10 protein-coding genes and 1 tRNA gene are annotated in these 12,389 nt (G+C 60.8%); 4 read left to right on the top strand and 7 right to left on the bottom strand.

The features are described from left to right. Window positions 1-12: 12 nt before the first annotated feature. From GRI65_RS06070 to GRI65_RS06045, 6 genes are read right to left on the bottom strand one after another with little or no spacing between them, the layout of a single operon-like run. Window positions 13-270 carry a hypothetical protein gene (locus GRI65_RS06070; protein WP_160755672.1) on the bottom strand — a complete coding sequence of 86 codons (258 nt, stop codon included), beginning with the start codon at window positions 268-270 and terminating at the stop codon, window positions 13-15. Beyond that, complete coding sequence (locus GRI65_RS06065; protein WP_160755671.1) at window positions 255-1,037, bottom strand: enoyl-CoA hydratase-related protein; 783 nt, start codon at window positions 1,035-1,037, stop codon at window positions 255-257. The genes GRI65_RS06070 and GRI65_RS06065 overlap by 16 nt, the downstream gene beginning before the upstream one ends. Continuing rightward, window positions 1,034-2,080 carry an enoyl-CoA hydratase/isomerase family protein gene (locus tag GRI65_RS06060; RefSeq protein WP_160755670.1) on the bottom strand — a complete coding sequence of 349 codons (1,047 nt, stop codon included), beginning with the start codon at window positions 2,078-2,080 and terminating at the stop codon, window positions 1,034-1,036. The genes GRI65_RS06065 and GRI65_RS06060 overlap by 4 nt, the downstream gene beginning before the upstream one ends. Then, window positions 2,077-3,222 (bottom strand): acyl-CoA dehydrogenase family protein, encoded by a 1,146-nt coding sequence (locus GRI65_RS06055; protein WP_160755669.1) that lies wholly within the window; start codon window positions 3,220-3,222, stop codon window positions 2,077-2,079. The genes GRI65_RS06060 and GRI65_RS06055 overlap by 4 nt, the downstream gene beginning before the upstream one ends. Before the next feature lie 51 nt (window positions 3,223-3,273). Beyond that, on the bottom strand, window positions 3,274-4,236 hold the full coding sequence (locus tag GRI65_RS06050) for a polysaccharide deacetylase family protein (protein WP_332872609.1): 963 nt from the start codon (window positions 4,234-4,236) through the stop codon (window positions 3,274-3,276). Then, on the bottom strand, window positions 4,233-4,622 hold the full coding sequence (locus tag GRI65_RS06045; RefSeq protein ID WP_160755668.1) for a RidA family protein: 390 nt from the start codon (window positions 4,620-4,622) through the stop codon (window positions 4,233-4,235). The genes GRI65_RS06050 and GRI65_RS06045 overlap by 4 nt, the downstream gene beginning before the upstream one ends. Before the next feature lie 212 nt (window positions 4,623-4,834). Here GRI65_RS06045 and GRI65_RS06040 point away from each other — a divergent pair. Both GRI65_RS06040 and GRI65_RS06035 read left to right on the top strand, forming a co-directional pair. After that, window positions 4,835-4,908 (top strand) — tRNA-Gly (locus GRI65_RS06040). Window positions 4,909-5,031: 123 nt separating this feature from the next. After that, window positions 5,032-5,910, top strand: a complete 879-nt coding sequence (locus GRI65_RS06035; protein WP_160755667.1) for an HpcH/HpaI aldolase/citrate lyase family protein — start codon at window positions 5,032-5,034, stop codon at window positions 5,908-5,910. Window positions 5,911-6,033: 123 nt separating this feature from the next. Here GRI65_RS06035 and GRI65_RS06030 read toward each other — a convergent pair whose 3' ends face one another. Continuing rightward, window positions 6,034-7,536 (bottom strand): tryptophan halogenase family protein, encoded by a 1,503-nt coding sequence (locus GRI65_RS06030; protein ID WP_160755666.1) that lies wholly within the window; start codon window positions 7,534-7,536, stop codon window positions 6,034-6,036. A gap of 395 nt (window positions 7,537-7,931) precedes the next feature. Between GRI65_RS06030 and GRI65_RS06025 the strand changes: the two genes are divergently transcribed. Both GRI65_RS06025 and GRI65_RS06020 read left to right on the top strand, forming a co-directional pair. Next, on the top strand, window positions 7,932-11,072 hold the full coding sequence (locus tag GRI65_RS06025) for a TonB-dependent receptor (RefSeq protein ID WP_232843982.1): 3,141 nt from the start codon (window positions 7,932-7,934) through the stop codon (window positions 11,070-11,072). 175 nt (window positions 11,073-11,247) lie between these two features. After that, window positions 11,248-12,303, top strand: a complete 1,056-nt coding sequence (locus GRI65_RS06020) for a LacI family DNA-binding transcriptional regulator (protein ID WP_160755665.1) — start codon at window positions 11,248-11,250, stop codon at window positions 12,301-12,303. Window positions 12,304-12,389: the final 86 nt, after the last annotated feature.

Below are 12,389 nucleotides of genomic sequence, written 5' to 3'. Positions count from 1 at the left end.
GTTACTCTCCGGTTATACAAACAGCAAAACTAGGCCCGTCAAGATCATGGCTGGTCCGAAAACCAGCATGAGGATAGGTTGAAGATAGGCCATTGCACGATCGAATAGACTACGTGGCAACGGCTCCTCATTGCTGATTTTCAGAATGGCAGCTTCTATGATGTTGATCCGCTCTTCACGTCGATGCTTCCAGCCAATAATACCCAGCCAGACAAACAGCAGCCCGGCGAAAAGTAAACCGAAGCCTTTGAGGATTACCGCCCCTTCCACTTGCCTTCGCGCTTTTCGATGAAGGCGGCCATGCCTTCCGCCTTGTCTTCGCTGGCAGTCAGGATCTGGAACAGGCGGCGTTCGTGACGGATGCCTTGCGCCAGGTCGGTTTCGAATGCGGCGTTGACCATTTCCTTGTTCACCATCGCGGCCATCGACGGCATTCCGGCAATGGTGGCGGCGGTTTTCATCGCTTCCGTCAGCAGCTCGTCATGCGGCACGACGCGGGCAACCAGGCCGGCACGTTCGGCTTCGTCTGCGCCCATCATCCGGCCGGTCAGGCACATTTCCATGGCCTTGCTCTTGCCCACGGCGCGGGTGAGGCGTTGTGAACCGCCCATGCCGGGGGCTACGCCCAGCTTGATTTCCGGCTGGCCGAATTTTGCCTGGTCCGAAGCAAGGATGAAATCCGCCATCATTGCCAGCTCGCACCCGCCTCCAAGCGCAAATCCATTGACCGCAGCGATCCACGGCTTGCGCACGGCTTCGGCCACATGGCTGGTCCAACGGGCGAAAAAATCCTCGAGGTAGAAATCCGCTGCGTCCTTCTCGGCCATTTCCTTGATGTCGGCCCCGGCGGCGAAGGCCTTGTCGCCCGATCCGGTCAGCACCGCGCAGCGCTGGCTGTCATCCGCCTCGAACTCGGCGAAGGCTGAAATCAGATCTTCCAGCACTTGACCATTCAGCGCATTCAGCGCCTGCGGCCGGTTCAGCGTGATCAGTGTCACCGCATCGCGGGTTTCCGTCAGGATAGTCTCGTAGCTCATAGGGGAGTCCATTCTTCATTTTCAGGCAGCGGCGCGAAAATCGCATCCAGCAGCTCCTCGGTGACGCCTTCCGGCGTAGCTGGGTTCCATGCCGGGTCGCCGGTTTTTTCCACGATCACCGCGCGAACTCCCTCGGCGAAGTCCGGACGGACAAGCACGCGTGACGCGATCCGGTATTCCATCCGCATATTGTCGGCAAAATCGGTCAGCTGTGCGCTGGCGGCCAGTTGGCGCAGCGCGACCTTGCAGGTCTGCGGACTCTTGGTGCCCAGCGTATCGCGTTCCTTCTGCGCCCAATCGCTGTCGTCCGCTTCCAGCCGGGAGAGTATTTCCTCATAGCTGTCGGAAGCGAAGAACCGGACGATCCGGTCAGCATTTTCCTCGATCCGCGGCTTGGGCGGGGTCACCGAAAGCTCGGACAGAATACCCGCGATACGGCTCGGGTCTGCGCTGATCCGGGCTTTCGCCTCGGCAAGTTTCTCCGACGGCAGGTAGTGTGTCGCGAGGCCCGCCCACAGGCATTCGGAACCGTCCAGCCGCGCACCAGTCAACGCGAGAAATTGGCCGATCCGCCCGCCGAGGCGCGACAGATACCAGCCGCCGCCCACGTCGGGAAACAGTCCGATACCCGTTTCGGGCATGGCGAAGCGCGTGTTCTCGGTCGCAATCCGGAATTTGGCCGGCTGCGAAATGCCGACGCCGCCGCCCATGGTGATCCCGTCCATGAACGCGACCACTGGCTTGGAATAGGTGAACAGCTGGTGGTTGAGCTGGTATTCGTCGTGGAAGAACTTGCGGCCGGAAACACCGCCGTCGTGAAGCGCCGAATTGCGCAGGAAGGCAATATCGCCGCCCGCACAGAAACCGCGCCCTTCGGCATGATCGATGATTACCGCGCCGACCGCATCGTCGTTCGCCCATTTGCACAGGGCGGAACTCATCGCATGGCACATCTCGAGCGTGAGCGCGTGCAGCGCCTTGGGACGGTTGAGCGACAGATGCCCGACCGCGCCGTGGGTGTGGGTAAGGACGTCCCGGGTCATTGGCGCAGCAAGTCCCGTCCGACGATCATTCGCATGACCTGGTTGGTGCCCTCGAGAATGGAGTGGACCCGCAAGTCCCGCCAGAACCGTTCGATCGGGTAATCCTTCAGATAGCCGTACCCGCCGAACAATTGCAGCGCATCGTCGACGACCTTGCTGCCGTTGTCCGTGGCGAGGCGCTTGGCCATCGCGGAAAAGCGGGATTTGTCCGGCGCGTTGGCGGTTACCTTTGCCGCCGCGAGATAAAGCAGCGCGCGGGCTGCCTCCAGATCGGTCGCCATATCGGCCAGCATGAACTGGGTGTTCTGGAAATCGGATACCGGCGTATCGAACTGCTTGCGGTCCTTGGTGTAGGCGATCGCTTCGTCCAGACAGCGCTGCGCCCCGCCCAGTGAACAGGCACCGATGTTCAGCCGTCCGCCGTCGAGGCCCATCATCGCAAAGCGGAACCCTTCGCCCTCCGCGCCGACGCGGTTGCCAACCGGCACGCGGGCATCCTCGAAGATGACCTGCGCGGTGGGGCTGGCGTTCCAGCCAAGCTTGCGTTCCGGGGTGCCGAAGCTGACGCCGGGAGTGTCCTTGTCCACCACCAGGCAGGTGATCCCGCCGGTCTTGTGATCTCCGGTGCGGACCATGGTGACATAGACATCGTTGACACCGCCGCCGGAAATGAACTGCTTGGTGCCGTTCAGAACATAATGGTCACCGTCAAGCCGTGCGGATGTCTTGAGCGCCGCCGCATCGGAGCCGGAACCCGGCTCGGTCAGGCAGTAGCTGGCGAGTTTTTCCATGCTGACGAGGTCGGGCAGGTAGCGGTCCTTGACCTCCTGACCGCCGAAGTTGTCGATCATCCAGGCCGCCATGTTATGGATCGAGATAAAGGCGCTGGTTGCGGGACAGCCGTAAGCCATGGCTTCCATGATGATCGCGGCTTCCAGCCGGCCGAGGCCGATGCCGCCGGATTCCTCAGACACGTAGATCGCGCCGAAGCCAAGCTCGGCCGTGGATTTGATCACATCGCGGGGGAAAATCTTCTTTTCATCCCACTCCGCCGCGAAGGGCGTGATGTTGTCGGCGGTGAACCGCTGGGCCATTTCCTGGATCGCCAGCTGGTCTTCGTTCAGTTGAAATTGATCGTTCATACGTCCTCGTTAGCGCAAAGAATTGCGCGATGCACCCGGTGTGGTGACGACTTAATCTTTTTGCCCGCCAATCACGCGGCGGCGAAACTCATCACCCGCCAGCGATGGGTTATTGCGTGCGTACCAGCGGGGGGCGGGAAGCCCTAGTTCCCACGCCAGCGCCTCGGTCAAGGTTCCTTGTGCGGAGGGAACATCGGGCTGCAACTGCCCAATCGGATCGGCGAAGGCCTCGTCGGCGGAAATGATCCGCCAGCCCTTGGCCTTCAGCGCAGTCACCAGATCGGACAGATACAGCGCGGCCAGATCGGTTTCATGCAGCAGCATCACCTGGGCCGGCGCGCGGCCTAGCGTCCGCCGGGCGAGGGCGTCGCTGAATTCGGCCGACTGGACGTGGCTTTCAACATACAGGTCCCGCAGGCCGTCCATGTCCATGACCTGACCCGCCGCCTTCGCGTCGATCGCCGCCTGTTCGTAAAACCAGTCGGACGCGTCCACCGTGACGTAACCATTGCGCAAACCGCGCTCCGCCAGCCCCGCACGGACGGTATCGCGCTTCACCTTGTCCCGGCCGCCTTCATCCAGAAACGGATAGCGGAACCAGGGGCGATAACCTTCCCGGCCTTTCAGCCAGTTCTCGGCAGTGTCGATATCCGCCAGGTACGCTTCGGCGTCGGTATCGGACAGGTGCGGGTGGGTGTTGGAATGGTTGGCGATCACGTGACCCGCCGAGACATAGCGGGCGATGCGGTCCGCAGCCCCGGCGCGCCCGTCGATCATGCCCGGATTAAGGAAGAACGCGGCCTGTGAAACGCCGGACTCGGCCAGGTTGGCGATGATCCGCCGGGTGCGCTCCTCGTCATCGAAAAAGGCACCTCGTCCACGCGGGATATCGTCGAAGGTCAGCGCTATCCGCTTATCCGTTACGGCCGCGCCATCCAGTGCGCCGGCGTTCGAAATCGCGGCGCATGCAGCGAGAAGGGCAGCGAGGACCGAAACCAGTGCTGCGCGGATCACGGAGCATTCCCCATTACCGCTTCAGCCTCGATTTCGACCAGCCATTCGGGCCGGCAAAGCGCCGCGACGCCGACCATCGTCGCCGCCGGCCGAGCTATGCCAAAATAGCGGGCATGCACTGCGCCGACCGTATCCTGATCGCCGAGGTCGGTCAGGAACATGCGTGTCCGGACTATATCGGCCGCGCTCCCGCCCAGTTCCTCAACCGCCCGGACGATGATTGCACAGCACCTCGCCGCCTGCGCGGCCGCATCGCCCGGAGTGCTCGACCCATCCTCCTCGATCGGGCCAGTCCCTGCGACTATAATGCGGTTGCCGATCCGAACCGCCCGGGAAAATCCGAATCGCGTTTCGAACGGGGAACCGGAAAGGGCATGCTGGCGCAACGGAAGTCTCCTGCCTTGTAGCCGGGCTCTTAATCCCGCAAAGCGGGCGGGCGCAAGGCGCAGTTCGAATGATAGCGGTGCATGGGCCTTCGATCTTGCGTTGACCGGGGCGGCCCGCTTATGGCACTTGGCAACCGATTGCGGGGAGGCCCTTGAAGCCAAGCCGTAAATCGTTTGGTTTTTTACGATGACATGTGCGATTTGAACGCCTTGCGGGTGTAGCTCAATGGTAGAGCAGCAGCTTCCCAAGCTGACGACGAGGGTTCGATTCCCTTCACCCGCTCCAAACCGGCGTTCCGGCGCCTTGTCCCGATAGCGCCGGACGTCATCCTGATCGGCATCGCGGAACCTGCGCCGGGTTTGACATGATCTTACTGACCACAAAGGTGCCGCTGTGACTGCTGCCGAAATGACCACGCTCAAAATGCGCTCCTGGCTGTTCGCTCCCGGGGACAGCGAGAAGAAGATGGCCAAGGCCTTGGCAAGCCAGGCGGACATCGTGATTTACGATCTCGAAGATGCCGTCGCGGCGGAGAACAAGGCAGCGGCGCGTCAGATGGTGCATGATTTCCTGTGCGAACACCCTGATGACCGGGCGCGGATGTGGGTACGGGTCAACCCGCTCGATGGACCGTATACGCTTACCGACCTGGCGGCGATCATGCCCGGAAGGCCCGGCGGGTTCATGCTGCCGAAGGTTTACGGGCGGCAGGATGTCGAAACGTTCGACAAATATCTCGCCGCGCTGGAAGTCGCGAACGGGATCGAGCAAGGCTCTACGCCGGTGATCGTGCTGATCACCGAAACAGCGGAAAGCATGTTCCACACCGGCGATTACAAGGGCGCTCCGCGGGTAGCGGCGCTGAGCTGGGGGGCGGAAGACCTGGCCGATTCTATCGGGGCAGCGTCCAACACCAATACCGATGGCAGCTACGGCTTTACCTATGAACTGGCCCGCAGCTTGTGCCTGCTTGGTGCCGCGACCGCGGGCGTTCCGGCAATCGAAACCATCCAGGGGGATTTTCGCGACCTCGAAAAGCTGCGGACGCGAGCGGAGAAAATGCGCCGCGACGGTTACCGCGGAATGCTGGCGATCCATCCGGCGCAGGTCGATGTGATCAACGCGGCGTTCACCCCTAGCGCCGAGGATATCGCGCAGGCCCGGGAAATCGTCGCACTATTTGCGGCCAATCCCGGGGCGGGCACCATCGGTTTCAAAGGCGGGATGCTCGACCGCCCGCATCTGTCACGCTCCGAACAATTGCTCGCGCAGGTGGACGAAGAATAGCGGAAACATCAGACTGCCCTGTTTGACCATTCCGATGGTAACCTGCCCGAGACGCCGCGGAGGCCGGGTTGGCTTAACTCAGCGGGGAAGGTGGCGGCGGCCGTGATGGATATTACGGAGCCGTTACGCGGGCGCGGCGGGGCAGTATTGCCGGACGAAATCGCTGTGGGACGGAAGGGCGTTAACCAGGAAACGGATCGATTTCTCGACCTCTCCGACTTCGATGGACAAAGCGGGTTCCTTCAAGGTGGCGGTCATCGGATTGAAATTGGCGGGGCTGATGCCCTGGCCCATCATCACGGCGACCCAGCTTGTTTCCGTGAACAGCTCATCCTCTTCACGGAAGATCTGGCCGTTGATGCGGAACAGGTCGATTTTTTCTTGGAGGCTGTCTGGAATGCTCATCGTGCGACAATAATTCCAAAACGGGCTGTCGTCCCTCTCCGTGGCATTATAATGCAGGATCAGGAAATCCCGGATCCGTTCGTATTCCTTGGTTGTCAAACGGTTGAAGGCATCCTCCTGGGCCTTGGACACGCCGTCGAGCGAAAGCAACGCGATCAATTTGGAAACGCCGGTGTGGATCAGGTGGATCGAGGTTGATTCCAGCGGTTCCATAAAGCCTGCCGCAAGCCCGAGGGCGACCACGTTCTTGTTCCAGAACTTCTTGCGCCGACCGGTCGTGAAACGGAGGAAATTTGGTTCTGCGAGCACTTGCCCGTCGAGGTTGTCCGTCAGGATGCCGTGGGCCTCGTCATCGGACATGTATAGCGAGCAATAGACATGGCCGTTGCCGTTGCGGTGCTGCAGCGGCACCCGCCATTGCCAGCCAGCAGACCACGCGGTGGCGCGTGTATAGGGCAGGTCCGGACCTGAGTTGGCGCAGGGCAGGGCGACCGCCCGATCACACGGTAGCCAGCGGCTCCAGTCCTCGTAACCGGTCTGCAGCGCTTGTTCGATCAACAAACCGCGGAAGCCCGAGCAATCGACGAACAAGTCGCCGGCAATCTCGCTTCCATCATCCAGCGTCAGCGATGCAATGAAGCCGGTTTCTTCATGCAACCTGACATTATCGACCTTGCCTTCGATCCGCACCGCGCCGCGTGCTTCGGCATAGCGGCGCAGGAACCGCGCGTATTGGCCGGCGTCAAGGTGATAGGCGTAATTGATTGGCGGCAGGTCGTCATGCTGCATCGTCTCGGTGCGGGCGAACTTGCGGTGCTGCGCGGCGATCGTTTCCGGGCTGAAATTGTGCAGCGGGCGCTGGTCGCCTGCCATTCGGTATTTTAGCCAGACATTATGAAACGACACCCCGTCGATCTCGTAGCCGTAATTGCCGAACGGGTGGAAATAACTGTCGCCCCGGTTCCCCCAATTGACGAACTGGATACCGAGCTTGAAGGTTCCCTTGACCTCCGACAGCAATTCCTGCTCGTCGATCTCCAGCATCCGGTTGAACAGCACGAAGGGCGGGATGGTCGCCTCGCCCACACCGACTGTGCCGATCTGCTCGGATTCGATGAGGGTAATATCCACCGGATTGTCGCTTTTCAGGCGGGACAGCGCCGCGGCGGCCATCCATCCGGCAGTTCCGCCGCCGACAATGACAATGCGTCTAATGGTCATCCTGTTTCCCGTTTCGCGCTGTATTCAGAGCCTAGATCGCCCAGTCGGCCAGCACGGCCAAGCGAAATGTTGCAATTTCACAACAAAGTTCACGAATAATCCAGCCGCTCCCTTGCTGCAATCTGCTCTGGCCAAAGAAAGACCCGGAATCCTTCCCATACCGTAACCGATCCGGAGCGCTTGATAGTCATCACAGATATCTGATTTCACATCTGAAAGTTCGCCAACGTGTGTTGAATGTGAACAAGCTGACCCGTTGTCTCTCCCGCATTTCAATCCGCTCAAATATCAACTTTTGTGAACGTTCATCTTTATCTTGATAACGCTCACAATGTGGCATATCAAGGTCGGATAACAAGGCGTTTTTGAGCGCCGGGAATTACAGGGAGAGAGATTTGTCCAGCCACCTCCAATTGTGGAACGGGTTCCGTTCCGGCCGCCTCGTGGTTCTCGGAACCGCGTCATCACTCGCGATCAGCATGGCCCTCGGCACTGCTGCGTCGGCGCAGGAAACCGAAAGTCCTGTCCTGGCGGAGGCCGAAGCATCTCCAGCTCCGGAAGACGCGCTGGATGAAGGCGATGTCATCGTCGTCAGCGGTTACCGCGCGGCGCTCGAAAACGCCCAGAACATCAAGCGCAATTCCGACACCTTTGTCGATGTCATTTCGGCGGAAGACATCGGCGCGCTGGCCGACCGGTCGGTAGCCGAAGCCCTGCAGCGCGTTCCCGGCGTCAACATCAGCCGTTTCGAACAGCGCGACGACCCCGACCGTTTCTCCGTTGAAGGCACCGGCGTCATCATTCGCGGACTGCCGTTCGTGCGGTCCGAACTGAACGGCCGGGACATTTTCTCCGCGAATGGCGGACGCGTTCTCAGTTTCAACGATGTGTCGCCCGAACTGCTGGGCCGCGTCGAAGTGTTCAAGAATACCACCGCCGACATGGTCGACGGCGGTATTTCCGGCACGGTCAATCTGGTAACCCGCAAGCCGCTGGACAAACCCGGTTTCCATATCGCCGGAACGATCGAAGCCAATTACGGCGATCTTGCCAAGGAATGGTCGCCCGGGTTCTCCGTGCTTGGTTCGACTACCTACGAGAACGATGCTGGCCGGATTGGCGTCCAATTGGCTTACGCGCAGTCGGAACTGGTCACCAGGACCGACGCTTCGCAACTGACCGACCCGTGCTACCGGGCGGATACGCTCGACGGCCCGTGCATCCGGATTCAGGATGTCGGTTCCGGCGGGCTTGGCGGCCAGAATTTCGACGCGAGCAATTTCCCGCCTCCGGGAACAGTCATCACGCCCAAGGGCGCCGGTGTTCGCACCACCGACCTGACGCGCGACCGGAACGCGTTTTCCGCCGTGCTCCAGTATGAAAGCCCGGGCGGCGAATTCGTCATGACAGGTGAATATCTGCGGGCGGAAACGTCGGCGACGATTAACGAATACGCGATCCTCGCGCTGGTTAACGACGATGCGTTGTTCCCGGTGCAGGCACCGGGAAGCACCTGGCAGTTTGACGAAAACGGGATCTTCCAGTCCGGTGTCCTGACCCAAGGCGGCGGTATTCCGGCGGAATTCCTGCGGTTCCAGCGCGAAGACCAGGCTGAAACGGAAGACCTGTCATTCACAGCGCAATGGGATGTCACAGACCGTCTGAGCCTGAATTTCGAAGCGCAGACGCTGTCATCGTTCCGGAACGAGAACGGCCTGATTGGCGTGATGCAAAGCGCAGCGGACATTTCGATCGACGCGACCGGCAAGACCCCTGATGTACAGTTCCTGCCCCCGACCGGTTCGGGCGGAGGCACCGACTTCTTCACCGATCCCGGCCAGAGCTTCTACTGGTTCCTGATCGATAACCAGGTGAAGAACGAAGGCAGCCTCGACAGCTTCCGCGGTGATATCGAATACGATGTCAGCGACACCGGCTTCTTCCGCAAGGCTAGCTTTGGCGCACGCTGGGCGGAACGCAACCGCGTGACCCGCAACGCGAACTTCGGCAACTGGGGCAACCTTTCCGCGCCGTGGTCTGGCGGCGCGGTGTTCGCCAACAATCCTAACGGTAACGTTTCCAGCTATTCGCAGGTTCGCAACCCCTTCGAAGGTTTCCAGCGCGGCAACACCACGCTTCCGGTACCCGGTGGGGCAGGCATCTTCTTCGGCGGCGATAATCTGGTCGACGAATATCTGAACCGGGAAACCGAAGCGCAGGCTGCCGAAATCATCGGTACCATCGGCTCGTTCGCGCCGTGGGGCCCGCTCTACAATCGCAGCGACGTGGTCGACGGAACTTTCCGTTCGGGTGAAATCTCCGACGTCGATGAAAAGACGGTCGCGTTGTATGGCCGGATCGATTTCGGTGCGGACGACCTGTTCGGAAACGGCTGGGAGCTCGACGGCAATTTCGGCCTCCGGTATATCAAGACGACGGTAAATTCCGAGGGCACGATAAGCTTCCCCGCGGTAGGCACGGCACCTGCCATCGGAGGTTCAGCGTGTGATCCCGCGTCACTTCCCGCCGGACAGCAGCTACCCGGTTTCTGCCAGCTTTCGCCAGCGCGGCAAGCTGAATTCCTTGCCGTTTTCAACGGGGACATCATCGACAATTCGTCGGGCATCTCCTTCAAGAACTGGCTCCCCAGTTTCAACGCGAAGCTGGATGTCGGCGACGGGTTGCTGTTCCGAGTAGGCGTCTCCAAAGGCATCTTCCGCCCCGATCTGGCACTTTACCGGACCAACGCGACGCTGGCCGACAACACCAATAACTTGCGCGCAGAAGGCACCCTCGAAACCGGACCGTTGTTCCTGATCGATACCGGAAACCGTTTCCTAACCGCGACCGAAAGCTGGAATTACGATCTTTCGGCCGAATGGTACTGGGCCGATGTCGGATCGCTGACCGTGTCCCTGTTCATGAAGGAACTTTCCGGGATCGTGAATGGCGGAACATCGATCGTCACGTTGACCGGACCTTCCGGTCTGTCGGTCGACACCAGGCTGGATGGGCCGACGAACTCGGCTGGCGGCACTCTCAAAGGTGTCGAAGTTGCCTACCAGCAAGTCTATGATTTCCTGCCGGGCTTCCTCAAGGACCTTGGTGCGGGCTTTACGTACACCTATGTCGATGCCGGTGATTTCACCGAACCCGATCTGGACGCCAACCGGAGCCTGATAACGTCCGGCCTGCCGCTGGCCGGGGTTTCGAAGCACACGGTCAACGCTGCGATATTCTACGAGAACGACTTCGTGTCGGCCCGCGCAGCCTACAATTGGCGGTCCGATTTCCTCCAGACGCCGCGGGACGTGATCTTCCCGTTCTCACCTATCTACGGGGAGGCTACCGGGCAGCTCGACGCGTCCTTGTTCTTTACTGTGATGGACGGGCTCAAGCTGGGTGTGCAGGGCGTCAACCTGCTGGACGAAGTCACCGAGACTACGCAGGTCGTCGATTTCGACGGTACGCGGATCACCCGTTCGGCGTTCCGCAACGATCGCCGCTTTACCTTCCTTGCGCGTTTCGACTTCTGAGGAACGGCTAGGAATATGCACGATGGAAAAGCGGCCGATGTTACGGCAGCGGCGCTTTTCCTAGTGCACAGCGGGCGCGGCCGAATGGGCTTTTGCCCGGTATAGCGGGGTTCTGGTCATGACCGGCCGATCCCGCTAACGCGGCCACAAATCAATCTAAGGGACACATTCGGATATGCCCCGGCGGCGTCAGGCAGTTACGATCAAGCATGTTGCCGCAGATGCCGGGGTGTCGCTGCAATCCGTCAGCCGTGTCATCAACCAGCAGCCCAACGTGCGCGAGGAATTGCGCGACCGGGTGCAGGCCTCGATCGATAAGCTGGGGTATGTACCGTCGATTGCCGCCCAGCGGATGAGCGGTTCGCGGTCCTATTTGATCCTCGCCATAAACGACCGGGAACGCACGATTGCGGACTGGCGGGCACGGCAGGGCAGTGACTGGGTCGACCAGATGCTGCTGGGCGGCATGCTCAAATGCGCCGAGCTCGGCTACCGCCTGATCTTCGAGCTGGTCGACACGCATAATGACCACGTGGAACGTGAATTGCAGGCGGCGATTGCGGCGTTGCAGCCGGACGGGGTGATCCTGACGCCGCCGCATTCCGACAATCCCCTGATTACCGACTTGCTCCGCGACCAGTCGATCCCCTTCGTCCAGATCGGATCGCGCGGCGAGGGCGGGGGGATCCCGATCATCATGGGCGATCACGGCGCGGCGCGGATGGCCACCCGCTACCTCATCGATCTCGGGCATGAACGGATCGGCTTTATTGCCGGTTCGCCCGAATATCGTCTCAGCACCTGGCGAACCAAGGGTTGGCACGAAGAAATGGCGTCCGAAGGTCTGCCGGTCGAAGGCCTGCTGGCCGAAGGCGATTTCACCCTTGAAGCCGGGCGGGCGGCAGCGCGCGAACTGCTTTCACGCACGTCGCGCCCGACTGCCATCCTCGCGAGCAGCGACCAGATGGCAATCGGCGCGATCGAAACCGTGCGGGAGCAGGGACTGGAAGTGCCCCGTGACTTGTCCGTGGTAAGTTTCGACAACACTCCGATCACCCGTTCGACCCGGCCCACGGTGACGGCGGTCGACCAGCCGATCGCGGAAACCACTTCGCGCGCGGTCGAATTGCTCGTCGCCGCGAAACGGGGTGAGGAGATTCCCGAGGGGCCGATCAACATTCCAGTCGGATTCATCGTACGGGAATCCACCGCAGCGCCTCCGCCGGACTGATCTCGGCTCGAGAGCAAATGCTTGCAGGGTAGTCCTTGATTTCACCAATCCGGCGTGTATAGCTTGGCGTTGAGAACGTTAACACA

The sequence above is a fragment of the Allopontixanthobacter sediminis genome (assembly GCF_009828115.1).
GTDB lineage: Bacteria > Pseudomonadota > Alphaproteobacteria > Sphingomonadales > Sphingomonadaceae > Allopontixanthobacter > Allopontixanthobacter sediminis.
The sequence above is the reverse complement of the archived record's forward strand: the minus strand, read 5'-3'. Positions and strand labels throughout refer to the sequence as shown.